Below are 17,088 nucleotides of genomic sequence, written 5' to 3'. Positions count from 1 at the left end.
ATTAATTCACTGAATGTTACCGTCCTGACACCGATGAACAGCGATCAGGATAATCAGGGAGGTTCGGTGAAGGTCTATGCATTATAACCTCCTGTGGCTTATTTGGGGGCTTTGGCTGTATCTCATTATTCATTATGGCGTGGGTGATCAACATTTTTACCTGACGATAAAATCGCGATGGAAAGTGATTGCCATAATTATTTTAACCTGTGGTTTATTTTATGCTGTTTATTTAATTTTATCATCGACGGGGATCAGAACCATGTTCAAACGTAAAGAGCAAAACACCACGTTTGCCGACACTCATGCAGACATCAACATCGCCTCTTCTCTTAACCCTTCTCAGGTTTCTTACCTCGGCGACGATGTGGAATTGACGGTAAAACCGACGCAGCAAAGCCCGCTGGAACCGTCGGTCGCCGTTATCCCGGAAACCTGTATTATTAAGGGCGAGCTTAACTCCACCAGCGATATTCACGTAAATGGCCGCATTGACGGTGTTATTCGCTCTGAAAAAACCGTTCATATTCTGAAAAGCGGTCACGTTGAAGGGGATATTATAGCCTATGCCATTGCCGTCGACGGCGTTCTGAATGGCAATTGTATCGGCGGCGAAGTCAGCATTAATGCGCAGGGAATGGTAAATGGTCAGGTAAAAAGTGACTCACTGGCCATTCATAAAAATGGCCGTTTTTACGGTAACTCTTTACCGCGCAGCGACGAAGAAGCGCAAAAAAATGAATTTATCAGCGCCATGGATGCGGTAAAAGAAAATACCATCGACCTGGCCAGTTTTTATAAAGAGTGACAGGAAGATATTCGCGCCGGATGGCGGCTTTGTGCTGTCCGGCCTGAATACCGTCAGGTAAACGCGCCAGGAAATGGCGCCCCCTGCAGGATTCGAACCTGCGACCGACGGCTTAGAAGTTCCTCGGACTATCTAGGATAACAACAACTTACCCTATCACCACTGCGCTCACACGTCCCACCTTCGCAAAACATGTAAAGCCTTGCAAACCGATGCAAAGCTTTACGTGTCTCATTTCTGTCTCACATCACCGGGCAATCATCAAACTCACCAGAACGCGCATCGTTGATGATGTACGTGATCACTCCAAACAGATGCGACTCATCATCAAACAGGCTGGTCGGCTCTGGTATTTCTTCTGCCACTCCGGTCTCCAGATTAATCAGATGAGGTTTAGGGTAGCGTTTGTATCGCTTCACCCTGAACTCGTTATCTACAGAGCAAACCAGCAACGAGCCATCAAATGGCGTCAGTGAACTGTCAACGACGAGCAAAGCACCAGACATGATGCCTTCTCTCCAGTACGTTTGCCCTGCCCGCATGAAGTACGTAGCCGATGGTTTGCTGATTAACGTCTCGTCGAGCGATATGCGCTGTTCAACGTAGTCTGCTGCTGGCGATGGGAATCCCATGATGCACCTCCGATAGATACTGTATATTAATACAGTATTACTGATCGCCGGTGTCGATCAATACCGATTGTGGTGCTACACTTCAGACCTTTCCGAATCCACTGATTTCTATCATGTTAAAGTTATTCGCTAAGTACACATCAATAGGCGTTCTGAATACACTAATACACTGGGTCGTGTTTGCTGTCTGCATCTACGGACTGCATACAAATCAGGCCCTTGCTAACTTTTCAGGGTTTGTCATAGCAGTTTCTTTCAGCTTTTATGCCAATGCAAAGTTCACATTCAACGCCTCAACGACCACACTACGATACATGTTGTACGTTGGGTTCATGGGCACTCTTAGCGCTGCTGTTGGCTGGTCTGCTGACATGTGCGGATTGCCACCAATGGTGACACTGGTCACGTTTTCCAGCATCAGCCTTGTATGCGGTTTCATCTATTCAAAATATATCGTCTTCAGGGATGCAAAATGAAAATCTCTCTGGTCGTTCCGGTCTTCAATGAGGAAGACGCAATACCTATTTTCTATAAAACAGTTCGCGAGTTTGAAGATCTCAATCCGTACGATGTTGAGATAGTTTTCATCAATGACGGAAGCAGAGATGCTACGGAGTCGATAATTAATGCTCTTGCAGTATCAGATCCTCTTGTTGTTCCGCTATCATTCACTCGTAATTTCGGCAAAGAGCCAGCGCTTTTTGCAGGACTTGACCACGCAACTGGTGACGCAGTAATTCCGATTGATGTTGATCTACAAGACCCTATTGAGGTTATCCCGCACCTCATTGAGAAATGGAAAACAGGCGCAGACATGGTGCTGGCAAAGCGCTCTGACCGCTCAACGGATGGACGACTGAAACGCAAAACGGCTGAATGGTTTTATAAGCTACACAATAAAATTAGCAATCCGAAGATTGAAGAGAATGTTGGTGATTTCAGGTTGATGAGTCGCGAGGTTGTCGAGAACATCAAGCAGATGCCAGAACGCAACCTGTTCATGAAGGGTATCTTGTCATGGGTTGGTGGAAATACTGACGTTGTTGAATATGCACGCGCTGAGCGCGTGGCTGGTGATACGAAATTCAACGGCTGGAAGCTATGGAATCTGGCACTGGAGGGCATTACGAGCTTTTCCACCTTCCCTCTGCGCATGTGGACCTACATTGGCCTTCTGGTTGCGGGACTGGCGTTTATATACGGTGCATGGATGATTATCGACACCCTCTTGTTTGGCAACCCGGTGCGCGGATACCCATCGTTGCTCGTATCCATACTTTTTCTAGGCGGTATTCAACTTATCGGAATTGGTGTATTGGGAGAGTATATAGGGCGCATCTATATTGAAACTAAAAAAAGACCAAAATATGTTATGAAAGGCAATTCCAAATGATTAAAAAAATATATCTTTTAATTTTTATAGTGTTATCTTTTATGATATCGCTTTCGTCTTCACTACAATTTACAATAAATTCCGATGCTGCCTCTATGTTTAGGGAGGCGATTGATATTTCTAAAGGAAACATACTACTACGTGGATGGACGCTATCTACTGTTCCATTTTACTTTACAGATACCATCTGGTATGCGACTGCTATATCTATATTTGGAAATAATCAGATTTTAATGTGGGTTATTCCCTCTATATTTTACACTGGCATATTAACATTATCCGCAATTTTAATTTTTGGCAAAAACGATAACTACATTGGGATCCTGGCGCTAGTTTTATGCATGATTCTTCCGTCGAAGATGGCAGCAGGTTTAACCATTGCAATGTGCATTCATGCCGCAACTATATTCTTTGCATTAGCATCATTAAAATTAGTCATTAGTAATAAAAAAGTATCTCTATTGCTTTTTTTCTTAATCTCATCGCTATGCGTGTTCAGTGACAGTATATATAATTACATTTTAGTATTACCATTGGCTTTGTCACTTATTGGAATGCTATTTATTGAATTTAATAGATCTCACTTAATAAAGTTACTAATCGCCTGCGCGGTATTAATTGCAGGTAAATTAATATCTTTCCTGTCAATTAAATACGGATTATTGGTCACGCCAGGAACTGAGATACCACGAATAGTAGCATATGATAAAATACCAGGTAATTTAGATTTATTTTTTAGAGGCATACTTGAATACTTTGACTCAAACATTTTCGGAAAAGAATTGTCATTAGCAACGATACCATACCTGTTAAGATTCCTGTCATTAATCTTGTGGGGTGTTTTATTTATTGTAGCATCGAAGAGGTTGTTTAACACTAACCTTTTAAACAACTACTTGATCGCTGCCACAATAATTATGTTTTGTGCTTATCTTTTTAGCAACATGCCCGTTGATTTAGAAACAACAAGGTATCTGGTATCACCATTAATTACTGGTAGCATTCTAATAGGAAGATTCCTACCAGAAGTTAGAATCAATAAATCATTTATCATAATATTCTTTATTGTCTTATTTATAAACAATTGGAAGCCTCTTTCTTTTTCCATTCCGACAGGGAATACAGCACAAACAGCAGCATTCCTGCAGAAAGAGGGGCTTGGTGATGGATATGGAACGTTCTGGGTTGCTTCATCAGTCAGCGTTGTAGGTGATAGCGAGGTCGCACCTATATCTATAGATGAAAGGGGAATCAGCAAAATGAACTGGTTGTCTAGCAACGACTGGTATGGGAGGCGCTCACGTTATATTATAGTCTCTGATATTGAAAATATTAATAGAGTGTTGGATATTTTTGGGAAAGATGCAAAGGTAAAAAATATAAACGGTATCTATGTTATATACTATGATGATGAAAGAATTATAATATAGTTTAAGGCGGGAGACCCCCGCCTTATAGTTTCACTGTGTTATATTTCCAACTTCAGCTTTTTCAGCAGCTCCGTTTATATAATTACTTTCTGTGTTTCCTTGGCAGATATTACCAATTGCGGCAATTTTATACCCCTGTATATTAAGCCCCCTAACCTGAGCACCAGGTATAAAATTATCAGGTGTAGTGCTGCAATTATTATTTGAAAATGTAATCAATTCGCTTTGCTGATCACTATATTCGCAATTTATACCATATTGACCATTATTTTGTGCCATCACTCCACTTACTGTCCCGTAGTGACATCCTTCCAAACTTATCCCGTGCCCCCCATTATTAACAAACTGCCCCCCATCAACAACAAGATTTCTGCACCCTCTCATAAGAACGCCTGGCGACGCAGTCTCACGTCCTCCAGATACCCAACACCCTACTAATTGGGGCCAAATTACGCCTATCATAATTATACCCTGATTAGTTGATGCATCAACATCGCCATTTGTGATTTTTACACTAGTATAAGCAACCGTTGGGTGAGCATCACTATCAGCCGAGCACTCAATCCCAGTGCTGCAATTTGTAATAACTGGATTGTCAATCCACAAAGATGGGTAATGTATAGATTTAATTCCGGATTCTTTTGAATTGGCGACAAATGATTTTTCTAAGTGCAGCCACGTTCCAATGCTATCGTTGTTAGCAGTTTTTTTCATCGTGATAAGATAGCCAGTAGCATCAGAATCACGAGAGGCGCAATTGGTAACCACATATTGCGATACCCCGTCAAACCAAAACCCTTTTCCACCACGAATCTCAACTCCAGAAACAATACCCCTACCATTAAAAAATGTGTGGATACCATACTTACCAGTAGATGGAACCAAAACTAGATTTTCTATTCTGCTTCCATCGGTTTGAGATGCTGTTGAAATAGTGCCATCAGGCGATTGGAGTGTTATCAAATCTGAATCATCACCAATTTGATTAATTTCAACATAACCTCTGGTCGTTAAAATTAATTTCTTTTTAAATTCAAGATAACTGGTATGATAAACACCAGCAGGAATTAATATTCCGCTTGAATAATCATGCGCAGCCGAAATGTATTTTTTATTATCAAAAGATTCCCCTGCATCTGGAACTACGCCAAAGTCTGTAACATTTTCGTGACCGGTAATCCGTATCCAGGCATAAGAAGACGAAACAGCTATTGTGCCACCATCATCTGTTAAATCCGTTTTATCAACGCACTGAAATATGCCAGAACCATAACCCTGATAATCTGCATGCCAGCCTGTAAGCAGGGCGTAATCGCCAATTTCCGACGACGTAGAGGCTCTCATCGCTGCAAAGGATGCAAACTTCAGTTTTACTTTGTCCAGCTCTTCCTGAACCGTATTGCCTGATGATGTACCTACGATGGATGCTCCGGTTTCTCTGTTGAGGTCACTGCGCAGTGAGGCATCACCTACAGATAACCACGCACCGACACCAATACCACCTGTTGATTCTGGTGTTGATCCTGCAGGTACATCTTTAGGTAGCACTCCATCCCAGCGGTAATACTCTCCTGTCGCTTCTAGACGCAGAACATGATTTGGGAGAGTTAACGTATTACCGTCTTCGAAACTATCGAGGGTAACGTAACCGAATGCAGAAATAGCCTGCTGAGCAATCCAGCGCAGACCTTCGATGGTGTAATGCTTATTGCCAAATCTGTCTTCGTACTCCCGCTGCATTGAGGTGACGAACTCGTCAATTTTCCCTGCGTTAAATTTCAGGTCACGTGGTGATTCACTTGGTACTGGCAGATTAGTAGGTTGGGTAGCCATATTTTTTCCATAAAAAAACCCGACGCTAAGGTCGGGTTGTGGTGACGGGAATTGTGTTATGGGTAAATCAGATCGCTATACTCAGCGAGTGTTATTGCTGTACCGCCTTGTCCATCAGGTTGTTTGGCGGTAATTGTCCATTGTCCTGCGTCAAGTTCCTCTGAGGTGGCAATCACGTATCTTGATGGCGACTGCACATCGAAGCCGTCGTAAAAGTTGAGTGATATATCAGGAATTTCGGCTGTAAAACCAAAAGCAGTATCTGTTCTCGCAGATGCGGGATAACGCGCTGTTGTGGCGCCCATTGAGTCCGTAACCTGAACATACATCGAACCTGAAAAGTTAATCCTTTCACTGGTTGCGAAGTTGTTACCATTGCGAGAAACGATATAACCGGCCTGCTGATTGGTATCGTAGGTATCAGGAACCTGAACCATGTCACCAATATTCACCCACTCACCGTCTGCCATAGCCGTGATAGCCATAGTCATCCTGGAATAGATGAGTCGCTTACACTCCCTCAATGCTCGTTCATTAGCCTGAAACCTGTTCCTGATAGACATCATTTCGAACTTCTTTGCCTTTGTTGGCGTACCTTCCACGATACTGTTGCCAACAATGCGATACCGAACGAAGTCCTGTTTGTTGGTATCCGGGTTACGGAACTGAACTTCAACGCCGTCGTATCCACCAGGTAATGTCATGTCGTATGACAATGAATATCGGTCTGGTTTAGTGTTAGAACGGTTGAATATGGTTGCAGCAGATGTTTTCTTGCTGTCTCTGGTAAATGAAAGGACTCCATTGTCGTCATATACCACAACGCTAGCAGCATCACAGATGGTTTCCATCCTGCTACCGAGAGAAACATCCTCATCATCGAATGTGTAATCAAAATAACCGAGACGCTGGTCGATGGCGTCGATTTCGGCCTGTATCTGGTATAGCCCGTAAATATCAATGCTCGATTCAGGCTGTTCTCCTACAATCAACCAGTTGTGGAGTGCGATGTCAGCGAAACGACGCGATGGGCGAATGTTGTAGTCAACCTGACGGGTAGTCATGTTGTAGCTGATGACGTGCCTGGTTATCAGTGCGTTATACTTCCTGTCCCGGCTTCCTGTGGCATTTTCCGTTGCACGGACACGAATCATCACCAGTGCATCATCAGGATGGACAACATTATTCCTGATGTTTACTGCGTGGATTTCCTCTACTGTTGCCCGGCTGTTGTCGGTACTGTTATTCGTTCGGGTGATGGTGATTGAGTAGCGACCAAATCCCGCAGATGGCGTTATTTTGTCAGTGCGGTAAAACGTATCTGAGACGTTCTTATTCGAGTTGGCCTGATGGTAGTTAAAGGTTTCAGTGGTGCCTGGTATCTGATTGTTATCATCATCAACCTTCCAGATAACCACTTTGAATGTGACATCATTTCGGCCAGCCATTCTGGACTGAGTGTGGATCCACAATTGACTGGATGGTATTGGCGAGAAAAACGGCCCGACATCAACACCTGAGTTCTGAATGAGAACAAACTTAGTTGTGTTGATAGTAGCTGTCTCTATCGGAATACTTGGTCCATTCAGGCTGTCAAAGACAAAGGTATAGTAATAAACGGGGTCTATAACTGCGCCATCGTCACTTTCAACACATGAAATAAGGTTGCCGAATATTGTCACGTCTTCAGTAACGTTTCCCGTTGCTGTGCTGTATGTGACGTTGATAATGAATTTTACGGGTGATGGTTTAGGCAGGTCTTTAAAGAAGTCAAACTCGTCCTGTTTTACGATTTTCATCGCAATCTGGCCGCCAGAGTATTCCCCGCTGATTACTGTATTCGCAGTTGCTGACTGCTGAGGTTGCGATTCGCTTTCATTTGGGCCAGGCAATTCCTGTCCATCTACATCGTCAAACTGGTAACCTTCTACAACTGTCGGTATCACTTCCCCTGGTTGGTAGATTGTGTAGGTTGCGCCAGCCATTGCTCCCAGATTTGACTCAGAGAAGCGAACTGACGAAATATCGTATCGACCTATGCCGAAGCACATTAACTCTGTAACGTACTTAATGCCAGGGTCCTGGTCACTTGTTTTGACATACTCGAACATAGACTCCTGTACAAGGTCAGGAAAAGAGCGAACCTGTCCAAAGTTATCCGGTTTTGCTTCCCCGTTTCGTGCAATATTCGTTTGCCCCTTGAGGCTGTTGTTTGGTGAGGTTTTACTGTTTCCAGCGGCTGCGCTGGCGTTTGGTTTTGGCATCAACCCCGCCAGAACCTTCTGGGTGAATTTGATTGGGTTGAAGTGTTCGAGTGGATTCAGGATTGTACCGATAAGATCGCCACTCTTTGGCTGGTCAAAGATGATTACCCGGTCATTCTCCTGTAGTGGAAATGCAAGTTCATCATCTGGTACAAGTTCATTTCCATTTACTCGAATGCGAATATCCCGGTGAAAACTCTCCTGCTCTAACCATTCTGAAAAAACAGTACCAGCGGTGACAATTGCCCGGTCTTTAGGAAGGCCTGGAACACGTTGGATTTCGATCACCGGCATAAGAATAGAACTCCACTTTGGTGAATAGTTTCTGAATAGTGCGTATTGCATCTGACCTGACGTGGCCGTTTTCACCTCGGCTATGTAGCGCTTTACCATCAATAATCAGACCGACATGGACTGGATTACTTCCTACCCACGCGACGAATATCCCGTCATCCATGAAAGAATCAGTACGACGCCAGAACACAACATCGCTGTCGTAACAGGTAAGGAAGTCTCTGCCGCTTTCGTAGTCAGGAGTCTGGTGTATCTCGATTCCAAGAACGTGCCGGTAGTACAAAACTACCAGCCCCCAACAATCCGCAGCATCGAAAGAGCATGCGCGGTTACACCACGGGATGCCGGTTACTCGTAAGAGGAAGTCGTCTTTAGACATTCTGAAGCCCCGGGTATTCTTCTACTGTGTACAGTCTGCCGACGTTGCGGTTAAGCGGATTGATGCGCGTCAGACTGCATGTGACGTCCTTGTCATCCATAGAGCAATCCGAAACGTACAGTGTCCATGTTTTAATGGCTGTGCTCATATCTGCGGAATCAAATACCTGATAGGTAGCTGAGATCGGAGTTATGCGCGCGTGTGCCTTCCATAGCTTCAACTTCTGCTTAAAGTCCTGCGCCAGTCGGCTGAACTTAACCGTGCTGTTTAGAACTGGAGTATTGCTCTGCTGACTTTCTGTCAGTTCCATCCGGCACGGCGTGAACACCTGACCGCCTAACGTTTTTGGGAATATCTGGTTATTAACAAGACGAACATACCCGAACGTCTCGTTGTAGAAGGTGATTGTTTCATAAAGGATTCGGTTCGGTCGCTGGCTTTGAAATTCTCGCAGTGTAGGCATTACGGAGCCCTCGGGAGACTTTCCGGATCGCGTCCGTCAGGATACCCGGTAACGATAATGTCCAGCCATGAAGCCCACGGCGGTGGAAGCTCAATAATGATATCGTCAAAGTCATCATCTGAATTAACCAGTTCACGCGCAATAACGTCACCACTCCATGTGAAGATTGAACCTGTTTGCGACCACGACGGCCAGGCGATGAAGTGCAACTCCTGCACCTCAACACCTGTATCGCCTGTTCCGGTACCTACAGGCATCGTGAACCACTGATTGCAGTTGTCCAGGTAGTTCGGGCTGCGCAACCATTGCATGAAAGCCCTGTGCTGGTCACGCGTGAATATCCATGTGAGCGAGAACGAAGTTTTCAGGTCATCTGTCAACTTCTGGAATATCGGCGCTCCGACCGTTGGCTGGTCTGTGCGAAAACCAGTGTCGGTGGTAGGAGACTTTCCTTTTTGCGCCAGCGGTAGCCAGTCTGGATAAAGTATTGGCATTATTCCCTCGCTTTACGTGGTGCCTGATGGTTCTGCTGAATGGCCTGGCTAACGCGCCCACCCTGATTGATGTCAGCGACGATCATGTCAATGGTCACTCCGTTTCCATCCTGAGAAGCCTGAGCGTCTACCGTTGCGCCAGTATAATTTTGAATGTTGATGTAGACAGGAACAGACTCACTTCCAGAACCGGATGTCATCTGCTTATTGCTTATAACCCGACCATTATCACCCGGTATCATGTACTGCTTACCGGTGCTGGCCCGGTAGATTTCAGGCATACCGCCCTCACCTACCTGATACATCGAACCAGCGGCAACAGGACCACCGTTTTTACGCTTACCTGCCAACCCTCCGGCCAGAGCCATCGCCGCGACAAGAGCCGCTATACCAATAGCTGCAGCACCACCGAAAGAACCGATTGATGCGACAGCGGCAGCAGGTGTCCAGACTGCCATCGTTGTAGTGGCAGCTGCAGTGCTTGCAGCAGTGGTTGTCGCTAAACCAGCAGTTTGCGCCGCAGTGGTCGTGGCAATTGCCGAGGTTTGTGCTGCAGCACCCATCGCAGCAGATTTAACCCAGTCAACACCCATCTGAACAAAGCCGTTGATCAGGCTATTCAGCGCATTGCTGGCGAGTGACTGCATTGCCTCTTGCGCTGACATGCTTCCTGTCAATATCCCGGTAAAAGCGTTTGAGGCATTACCAGCCAGTGATTCAAAACTTGCTGCCAGCATCTGATTACCGGTATTTTGATTTCTCCATATTTCCCACTGTGCAGCGATGCGTTGCTGCTCATACAGAGTGTCGGCCTCATTACGTAAGGCCAAAGCATTCTGGTGAGTAAGCAACCCCTGCTGCTCAAACTGAGCGATCAGTGCTAGCTTTTTGGCATTCTCGTTCGCAAGTTGCTGTACAGGGTCAATTCCACCAACCGCTTCCTGTTGCGGTGAGACTGCTTGCTGGGCGCGAATTTTCGACAGATTGGCTTGATGAGTTGCCTCAAGCCTTTCCTGAGTCTGGTTGAATTGCTCCTGGCTGATTTTCTTAGCTGAAAGAGCTGTATTCAGATCCTGAACGTCCTGCTTGTAACGAGCATTCTCAGCGTTTTCTGGAAGCAGTTTTTCAGCAGCGGCCTGCGCTTTTATGGCGTTGGCGGTATCCCATTTAGCCGCGGCATACTGTCTAGCCTCCGCGATTTGCGCTTGAGTAGCCCCCTTCCCAAGTGACTGCTCGGCATTAAGCATGGCCTGCTCTCTGCTCAGTTCATTGGTAGAACCGGCGGCAAGTTCTGCCTGCTGTTTCAGGTTTGCCAGTTTCTGAGCAATAGTATCGGCCTGAGAAGCTCCTTTCTTCTGAGTTGACTGGAGAGTTTTCTGTGCCTGCGTATTTTTGTACGTGGCTGCAGCGTCATCTTCCATCTGCTTAGCGTGCGGATCGTCCTTCGCAAAACCGGCATCTTCGGCAGCATATTGCGCCTGCAACCGCGCGCGGGCCTCACCCTGCAGTTTTGACAGGGCAAGGTTTCGCTCAGACTGCTTGATGAGGTTCTTCTGCCCAGCGGTAAGGTTGTCGACCTCTTTTTTCATTCCTGAGAGGTTGATCTGCGCCTCGCCAGCCACTCGCACCAGCTCGGTGAGAGGCCCAAGGAAAGTCCTTATTGCATCAGCTCCAGACTTTGTCGAACTTTCAGTACTCTGGAGTTCAAGAACCAGTCGTTGCAGAGCTTCTGGGGTTGGGTTGTTCGCTACATCTGATAGTTGCTTGCTTAACTCGAAGGCGCGCTGCTCAGATACGCCAAACTTATCAGCAAGCGTGGTTACGGTGTTCTGGATCGCGTTAGCATTAACCGTGAACTTCGCCCCTGCGTTCCTAGCCTGCTCCATGGCTTCCGAGTATGTGTCAGCTGTTGCCCCGACGGTAGAAAGGTTTTTGTTGAATTCATCGATGGACGCAATGCCACCAACGAAAGAAGTCTTCAGTTTGTCGGTGAATCCAACGATAGAATTGGAAGCATCGTTGATGGATTTTGGAATCTTCGCTATTGCAGCGTTGTACTCAATCATTGCCTGATTTCTCAGGATGGTTGCTGCTTCTGCATTTACTCTTGCCAGATTAGCGTATTTATCAGATAAGGCTGCTACCCCGTTCTGAGAGACGGTAATGACCTTGTCCATCGCTTCAGCTGCGTCTTTCAGCGCATCCATGGCGTTCTTACCACCATTAAGAGAAGTGATCAGAATACCAGCAATAACGGAACTAAGCGCAATCACAGCCCCAACTACAGCACCGCCAGGACCGAATGCGCCAGCAAGCTGCGACCCCTGCTGTGAAAACGCAACCAAGGCATTTTGTCCGCCTTGAACCTGAACGATGAAATCCTGAACCTGGTAACCGGCCTGCTGCATGCTGGACTTCCAGCCTTTGTTGCTACCCATCGAAGTATCAGCAGCACCTTTCATGTCAAAGAGTCGACCGGTCAACTCTCCAATCTTCTGCTTCTCTTCGTCAGTCGCTTTCGACCCGGCACGTAACTGGGCAGCAAGAACAGCAGCACTGCGAGCGCCATTCTCTTGCGCCTCATCCAGAACGGCCAACTGGTTACCAAGCGCCTCAATAATTGATTCTGCGCGACTGAATTCGCTACTGGCTCCGCCTGTTCCGCTGCGAGCATCTTCCATAGCACGGGCTATGCCGCTAACGTTGGTATTCAGCTTGCGCAGTTGGTTATCCATTGAGTTTGCATAACCAGCTAGTTCAGTAAACGCGGATCCGGTTTGTGAAGTGCTCTGATCGAGGTTATCCATTCCCTTTCCGGATTGCTGGGCTGCAGCATCCAGTTTATCCAGAGCATCAATGGCCTGTTTCCCACCCTGCAGCAGCGGCTCAACGTCGGCGCTGATTTCATAAACGATGCTACCGGCGTTCTTCTCACCTGCCATGTCATTCTCCGGTTATTTCTTTGCTTTTGCCCTTCGTGCGGCCTGCTTAGCAAGGTACTCGTCAGCGATGCTATCGTACTCTTCGCGAGTGAAGCCTTTCTGGTCCGGGTATTTCGCCGCCAGCAGCATCTGGAATTCGGTCATCGTTAACTGAGAGGCTTCTGCTCGGTTCATTTCAAAGTGACTGCGCGCAGCGCTGATGTAGTCGAAGGCTTTGAATTCGTTCGTTCTCGCTCCTGTTTCGTGGCGCTGCAACTGCCGCACCCTGGCTTTGCCGACAACGCCGTGCTGCATTAGATGCTGCGCCAGCACTATGATATCGTTCTTCGGCATCTGACCAGGTCGGTAGACGACACAATGACGCCACCCTTCCCATTCGCCAATCATCGGGGTCAGATCATCATCACAGCACGCTTGCATAACTAGCATGCATGTTGATAACAACTTCTCTGCAGCTCGATTGAATGAAGGTGATAACCATTCAGGAAATCGCCCAAGCATGCCTGCGCATACCTCAATAAGATGAGCAACTTCATTGCCGTGGATGATAGCGTACGCCTGCACAATCTCTTCCGGAGTACCAATCCTCGCCATGGCCTCGAATGAAGGCCGGAGCAGGTAGTCTTTCCCTCCTTCTCGGCTATCACTGATTGAGAGTTCGCCAATATCTGTTAAAGCGTTCATAGGCATTCCAGTAAACGGTCATTGTCAAGGGCAGCACGCCGCCCTTTGGAATGTCCGTTAGGTAACGGTAACTGTATGCACGGCCACAAAGTTTCCGTCTTCGGTGTTGATGATGATCTGCGCGCTGCCGGTAGCTACTCTGTTCACCGTAACTGTGGTTCCTGAGGCTGTTGCCGTTGCCTTTGTCGCATCGGTAGTCGCTACAGTGAAGTCTTTGTTGGTTGCGCCGGTTGGTGCGATGTTCACCGTGAATGTGCTGGTACCGCCAGCCGCTCCAGTGCTGGTAGTAGGGGTAACCGTCACACCAGTAACCGCAACCGCAGTCACTTCGTTTACTTCGATGGTGCTCGCATCTCCTACTTTGAACTCGGTAGAAAAAGTGACGATGTCGTTAGTTCCTCCATCAGAGCTCAGCGCAGTGATGTTCATATAGCCGATGAATTCAACCGGGCCGTAGTCCATACGCACCCAGATACCAGGCTGGCGCTTTGCCTTAAGCTCGTCAGCGAAATACTTTATGAACTTTCCTACACCATACTGATCAAGCTTGTCCTTCTTGCGCACCTCACCTTCAAAGCTCAGGGTGAAGTCACTGTTGGTGATGATGGTCTCGACATATCCGCCGCCGTCATCCGCATCAGAGGTAACCGAGTTAGGATTGAAGTCGAAGCCCTTCGACGTACCTGCGGCCAGCGCCATCCACTCATCTTCGAGTGGTTTGACGTCAGGACAGCCATCGGTGACTTCCAGTACGACCGCACCGCCGAACAGGCGCTCGTTCGAGTTCTGGCAATTAGCCATGTGAAACTCCTCTTTGACGTATAAAAAAGTAAACCCGCAGGAGCGGGTTATTTTGTTGGATGGCTATTCGCCGTAAGTGCAGGCGAACTGGAGTCGGAAGACTATTCGCCCTTCTTCTGTGAGCACCGGCGCGGGAATTGCGCCCATGTTCTGGATGTAGCCGACACACTCATCAACCATGGGGTTGTCCTGAACGTAATCGACGATACGCTGCACGGCGTTGAGCGCTTCTTTGCGCTTACCTTTCGCGCCTACGACGTCGACCAAGACGTGATACTCAGACCCGAGGTCAGTCCGAATATTCGACCCGCCGTTTGGTCTGAATACAATTATCGCCTTCGACAAATCGCCGGGGTCGTCGTACATAAGCTGCTGCACCGTGAAACCGGTAGTTAGTCCGGCGTCGACGAACATGTTGCGCACCCTTTCGTGCATCATGGGTGTCATAGCGACATCTCCTTGCGCATCACCGCGTCAACGTTATCTCGCTCGTCATTCGCGCCTTTGGTCAGGAATTGCGGTTCACCATGCGGATCCCAGTAGTTGCCCGTTCCTGTACCGCCGCCGAACTGCTGCCCTGATCTGGTCGTACCGAAGTGAGCTCGCGGCTGGCCTTTAAGCTTGCCAGATGCTTCATGTACATATGCGGCATAGTTTGCTGAGTATCCGATGCGCCCGGTAATGAAAACCCCGCCAGCGTCGATTTCCCGGAACTGGCTGTTAATCAGCGTGGAGGTGTCGATTGGAGTGTAATATGCCGCCCTGGCACCGATAAGAATCATCGCCGACTGCAACGCACGGATTACCTTACGCCCCTTAACGTCGTTAATGACATCGTTCAGGTTCTTCTTCGCCTGGCTGATGCCCTTCACTTTGATGCCCATGGCTACACTCCCGTAATTATCGCCCAGTCATCTTCCAGGCCGTCGAGAGTATCGTTCCAGCGCGTCACGTGACGCACCTCATCGGCACCGGCCACGACCGGGTCTGTTTCAGTGCTGACGCCAATCAGGATGTAATCTCCCTCATCGGCCAGCGCAAACGCAGTAAAGAAGGTGTTCTTTACGACAACTTCTTTACCTATTGAGCCGAGCTTTGCTGACAGGCCGCCGATGTAATCGCACATGATGGTTTCGGGAGGTTCGTATGGGTCGACAGGATCGCCCCACTCATCATTACCGCCCGCTCCCTTGCGCCATATCGTGCACGGCTTGTTGTATGACCATGAAGCAGTAGACGACATTAGCCCTCCTTCCAGCGCAGCACAATTGTCACGTTTCCGCCCCGGCCTTTAAGTTGCTCACTGCGGATTAGAGTATTTGGTGGGATGAGCGAGCCCATGACCAACTCGCCAACACGATAAAGCCTGCTATTTTGTAGTAACCCGCCTCGCTTCATTCTTTCCACCTCAGCACCTTCGCGCCAGTCGCCCGGATGCGCGGGCAGTTGATGAACCACTCGCCGTCCGATTTCACGTAGCCAGTAGTCTCCCGCCCCGTGTCGGTCATCACCCATACGCGGACGAACGAGCGTGGTAGCCCATGCTTAACTGATTTGTACGTCATTACTTATTCCCACACATGCAGCCACCACGACCAATCCAGATGCCAGCAAAGGCCGGAGTTGCTGTCGGGTCGGCAGGAATGAGTGAGTTGGCACAACCATACTTATCCAGTCCTCGAAGAAGGTTTAACGAGCCTTTCCAGCGGTCTGATAACGACTGGTATCGGAATGATTCAGAAGCACCACTTGGCGCGGTGTGACTGGAAACGTATTTATCGCCCTGCCCCAGAGCCATTAAGCCCAACAGGTAGGACTGAATTAGCAGTGCTGTAGCCGGAGAGTAATGAGCGTCAAGACATTCCTGAATACTGTTAGCTTGCTCTACTAGCGCCTCTAAGATGAAATCAGGCAGCGTGATACCGACTGACTTCAGATATTCCCTGGCCTGTTCTGTGGTAATCATGCGAGCCTCTTAATAAGCCCTCCGCAGAGGGCATAAAAAAACCGCCTTAGCGGCGGCTGTTATTCGGCAGGGAAAAGCTTTTCGAGTTCGCCATCCGGCAACAGCTCACTGAGCTTTTCAGCTCCCAGATTGCCTTTAAACTCAATGCCCAGTTCCGTCAGTCGTGCCGCGATAATCTCTTTGCGCGATTTGGCATCTGTTCCAGCATCTGGTGTCGCCGGTCTTAGCTCGCCGCCAGCTTCGCCACGCATCAGGCTAACGTTCGACTTAAGTGCCGGGTGAAGCTCTTTGAACTCCACCACATCGCCGACCTTCACGCCGAACCACGGACGCACTACTTCGTATTTAGCCATATCGTTTCCTTACGCCAGGTTAGCGCCGTAGACAACACCAGAAAGTCCTTGCTCGTCAGCGGTGATTTGCAGGCCTTCAGCAGACATAATCTGGAAGTTGTAGTTAACGTTAGGCAGTGGACGCGGCAGAGGAACAACGCCAACAGCCATGCCAACCAGCGGGGAAATAACATCCTGACGGCGAACATAGGCGATGAACTCATTACCACTCAGCGCGAAGGTAGGACGGATTTCACGTACCGGTGCAAATGGGAGCACGGCATTCAGCACATTGCCGCTAACTACGCCATTAACTACATACGGTTGAGCCAGGTTAGCCCAGATTTCCGGCGATACCCACATCACATCGTAT

General features: G+C 47.9%; 19 protein-coding genes. 4 read left to right on the top strand and 15 right to left on the bottom strand.

The window, feature by feature from the left end; translation table 11 throughout:
• The first annotated feature begins 262 nt into the window (after window positions 1-262).
• Window positions 263-808 (top strand): bactofilin family protein, encoded by a 546-nt coding sequence (locus OOJ60_RS00095; protein WP_157845128.1) that lies wholly within the window; start codon window positions 263-265, stop codon window positions 806-808.
• Window positions 809-1,050: 242 nt separating this feature from the next.
• Here OOJ60_RS00095 and OOJ60_RS00090 read toward each other — a convergent pair whose 3' ends face one another.
• Window positions 1,051-1,440: a HumD family translesion DNA polymerase gene (locus OOJ60_RS00090; RefSeq protein WP_205611722.1), complete on the bottom strand. Its 390-nt coding sequence runs from the start codon at window positions 1,438-1,440 to the stop codon at window positions 1,051-1,053.
• A gap of 113 nt (window positions 1,441-1,553) precedes the next feature.
• On the opposite strand from OOJ60_RS00090, the gene OOJ60_RS00085 reads away from it, so the two are divergent.
• The 3 genes from OOJ60_RS00085 to OOJ60_RS00075 are packed head-to-tail and all read left to right on the top strand — an operon-like array spanning window position 1,554 to window position 4,263.
• The gene (locus OOJ60_RS00085; protein WP_205611721.1) at window positions 1,554-1,916 is read left to right on the top strand and encodes a GtrA family protein; all 363 of its coding nucleotides are present in this window, start codon (window positions 1,554-1,556) and stop codon (window positions 1,914-1,916) included.
• Complete coding sequence (locus OOJ60_RS00080; protein ID WP_205611720.1) at window positions 1,913-2,833, top strand: glycosyltransferase family 2 protein; 921 nt, start codon at window positions 1,913-1,915, stop codon at window positions 2,831-2,833. Before OOJ60_RS00085 ends, OOJ60_RS00080 begins: the two co-directional genes overlap by 4 nt.
• Window positions 2,830-4,263: a hypothetical protein gene (locus OOJ60_RS00075; RefSeq protein ID WP_205611719.1), complete on the top strand. Its 1,434-nt coding sequence runs from the start codon at window positions 2,830-2,832 to the stop codon at window positions 4,261-4,263. Before OOJ60_RS00080 ends, OOJ60_RS00075 begins: the two co-directional genes overlap by 4 nt.
• Before the next feature lie 30 nt (window positions 4,264-4,293).
• Here the strand turns inward: OOJ60_RS00075 and OOJ60_RS00070 are convergent, their stop codons facing one another.
• The 14 genes from OOJ60_RS00070 to OOJ60_RS00005 all read right to left on the bottom strand — a co-directional run.
• A complete protein-coding gene (locus OOJ60_RS00070) occupies window positions 4,294-6,096 on the bottom strand; it encodes a hypothetical protein (protein ID WP_205611718.1) in 1,803 nt (600 codons plus the stop codon).
• A gap of 56 nt (window positions 6,097-6,152) precedes the next feature.
• A complete protein-coding gene (locus tag OOJ60_RS00065; protein WP_205611717.1) occupies window positions 6,153-8,654 on the bottom strand; it encodes a host specificity factor TipJ family phage tail protein in 2,502 nt (833 codons plus the stop codon).
• Window positions 8,614-9,033, bottom strand: coding sequence for an NlpC/P60 family protein (locus OOJ60_RS00060; RefSeq protein ID WP_205611716.1), 420 nt, complete (start codon window positions 9,031-9,033; stop codon window positions 8,614-8,616). Before OOJ60_RS00060 ends, OOJ60_RS00065 begins: the two co-directional genes overlap by 41 nt.
• Window positions 9,026-9,496 carry a hypothetical protein gene (locus tag OOJ60_RS00055; RefSeq protein WP_205611715.1) on the bottom strand — a complete coding sequence of 157 codons (471 nt, stop codon included), beginning with the start codon at window positions 9,494-9,496 and terminating at the stop codon, window positions 9,026-9,028. Before OOJ60_RS00055 ends, OOJ60_RS00060 begins: the two co-directional genes overlap by 8 nt.
• Entirely contained in the window at window positions 9,496-9,990 is a 495-nt protein-coding gene (locus OOJ60_RS00050; protein ID WP_205611714.1) for a hypothetical protein, read from the bottom strand. Before OOJ60_RS00050 ends, OOJ60_RS00055 begins: the two co-directional genes overlap by 1 nt.
• Window positions 9,990-12,932 (bottom strand): phage tail tape measure protein, encoded by a 2,943-nt coding sequence (locus tag OOJ60_RS00045; RefSeq protein WP_205611713.1) that lies wholly within the window; start codon window positions 12,930-12,932, stop codon window positions 9,990-9,992. The genes OOJ60_RS00050 and OOJ60_RS00045 overlap by 1 nt, the downstream gene beginning before the upstream one ends.
• Before the next feature lie 12 nt (window positions 12,933-12,944).
• Window positions 12,945-13,616 (bottom strand): DUF6246 family protein, encoded by a 672-nt coding sequence (locus OOJ60_RS00040; protein WP_205611712.1) that lies wholly within the window; start codon window positions 13,614-13,616, stop codon window positions 12,945-12,947.
• Window positions 13,617-13,673: 57 nt separating this feature from the next.
• Window positions 13,674-14,417 (bottom strand): phage tail tube protein, encoded by a 744-nt coding sequence (locus tag OOJ60_RS00035; RefSeq protein ID WP_205611711.1) that lies wholly within the window; start codon window positions 14,415-14,417, stop codon window positions 13,674-13,676.
• Between the two features lie 63 nt (window positions 14,418-14,480).
• Window positions 14,481-14,864 carry a phage tail termination protein gene (locus OOJ60_RS00030; RefSeq protein WP_205611710.1) on the bottom strand — a complete coding sequence of 128 codons (384 nt, stop codon included), beginning with the start codon at window positions 14,862-14,864 and terminating at the stop codon, window positions 14,481-14,483.
• On the bottom strand, window positions 14,861-15,301 hold the full coding sequence (locus OOJ60_RS00025; RefSeq protein ID WP_205611709.1) for an HK97 gp10 family phage protein: 441 nt from the start codon (window positions 15,299-15,301) through the stop codon (window positions 14,861-14,863). The genes OOJ60_RS00030 and OOJ60_RS00025 overlap by 4 nt, the downstream gene beginning before the upstream one ends.
• Window positions 15,302-15,303: 2 nt before the next feature.
• Window positions 15,304-15,660 carry a hypothetical protein gene (locus OOJ60_RS00020; protein WP_049003430.1) on the bottom strand — a complete coding sequence of 119 codons (357 nt, stop codon included), beginning with the start codon at window positions 15,658-15,660 and terminating at the stop codon, window positions 15,304-15,306.
• Between the two features lie 321 nt (window positions 15,661-15,981).
• Complete coding sequence (locus tag OOJ60_RS00015; protein ID WP_205611708.1) at window positions 15,982-16,383, bottom strand: DUF7370 family protein; 402 nt, start codon at window positions 16,381-16,383, stop codon at window positions 15,982-15,984.
• Window positions 16,384-16,442: 59 nt separating this feature from the next.
• Entirely contained in the window at window positions 16,443-16,736 is a 294-nt protein-coding gene (locus OOJ60_RS00010; protein WP_205611707.1) for a hypothetical protein, read from the bottom strand.
• 9 nt (window positions 16,737-16,745) lie between these two features.
• Window positions 16,746-17,088: major capsid protein (locus OOJ60_RS00005; RefSeq protein WP_233470863.1), on the bottom strand; the 343-nt coding region annotated here is incomplete at its 5' end.

Source organism: Citrobacter sp. R4 (assembly GCF_026719175.1).
In the GTDB taxonomy this organism is placed as follows: domain Bacteria; phylum Pseudomonadota; class Gammaproteobacteria; order Enterobacterales; family Enterobacteriaceae; genus Citrobacter_A; species Citrobacter_A sedlakii.
This window is presented reverse-complemented; position numbering and strand designations above follow the sequence as displayed.

Bases quoted from the DNA above. Each gene is read 5' to 3' on its own strand.
- OOJ60_RS00060 (WP_205611716.1), bottom strand. From the start codon at position 9,033: ATGTCTAAAGACGACTTCCTCTTACGAGTAACCGGCATCCCGTGGTGT.
- OOJ60_RS00055 (WP_205611715.1), bottom strand. From the start codon at position 9,496: ATGCCTACACTGCGAGAATTTCAAAGCCAGCGACCGAACCGAATCCTT.
- OOJ60_RS00065 (WP_205611717.1), bottom strand. From the start codon at position 8,654: ATGCCGGTGATCGAAATCCAACGTGTTCCAGGCCTTCCTAAAGACCGG.
- OOJ60_RS00030 (WP_205611710.1), bottom strand. From the start codon at position 14,864: ATGACACCCATGATGCACGAAAGGGTGCGCAACATGTTCGTCGACGCC.
- OOJ60_RS00050 (WP_205611714.1), bottom strand. From the start codon at position 9,990: ATGCCAATACTTTATCCAGACTGGCTACCGCTGGCGCAAAAAGGAAAG.
- OOJ60_RS00040 (WP_205611712.1), bottom strand. From the start codon at position 13,616: ATGAACGCTTTAACAGATATTGGCGAACTCTCAATCAGTGATAGCCGA.
- OOJ60_RS00090 (WP_205611722.1), bottom strand. From the start codon at position 1,440: ATGGGATTCCCATCGCCAGCAGCAGACTACGTTGAACAGCGCATATCG.
- OOJ60_RS00085 (WP_205611721.1), top strand. From the start codon at position 1,554: ATGTTAAAGTTATTCGCTAAGTACACATCAATAGGCGTTCTGAATACA.
- OOJ60_RS00010 (WP_205611707.1), bottom strand. From the start codon at position 16,736: ATGGCTAAATACGAAGTAGTGCGTCCGTGGTTCGGCGTGAAGGTCGGC.
- OOJ60_RS00045 (WP_205611713.1), bottom strand. From the start codon at position 12,932: ATGGCAGGTGAGAAGAACGCCGGTAGCATCGTTTATGAAATCAGCGCC.
- OOJ60_RS00020 (WP_049003430.1), bottom strand. From the start codon at position 15,660: ATGTCGTCTACTGCTTCATGGTCATACAACAAGCCGTGCACGATATGG.
- OOJ60_RS00035 (WP_205611711.1), bottom strand. From the start codon at position 14,417: ATGGCTAATTGCCAGAACTCGAACGAGCGCCTGTTCGGCGGTGCGGTC.
- OOJ60_RS00070 (WP_205611718.1), bottom strand. From the start codon at position 6,096: ATGGCTACCCAACCTACTAATCTGCCAGTACCAAGTGAATCACCACGT.
- OOJ60_RS00080 (WP_205611720.1), top strand. From the start codon at position 1,913: ATGAAAATCTCTCTGGTCGTTCCGGTCTTCAATGAGGAAGACGCAATA.
- OOJ60_RS00025 (WP_205611709.1), bottom strand. From the start codon at position 15,301: ATGGGCATCAAAGTGAAGGGCATCAGCCAGGCGAAGAAGAACCTGAAC.
- OOJ60_RS00095 (WP_157845128.1), top strand. From the start codon at position 263: ATGTTCAAACGTAAAGAGCAAAACACCACGTTTGCCGACACTCATGCA.
- OOJ60_RS00075 (WP_205611719.1), top strand. From the start codon at position 2,830: ATGATTAAAAAAATATATCTTTTAATTTTTATAGTGTTATCTTTTATG.
- OOJ60_RS00015 (WP_205611708.1), bottom strand. From the start codon at position 16,383: ATGATTACCACAGAACAGGCCAGGGAATATCTGAAGTCAGTCGGTATC.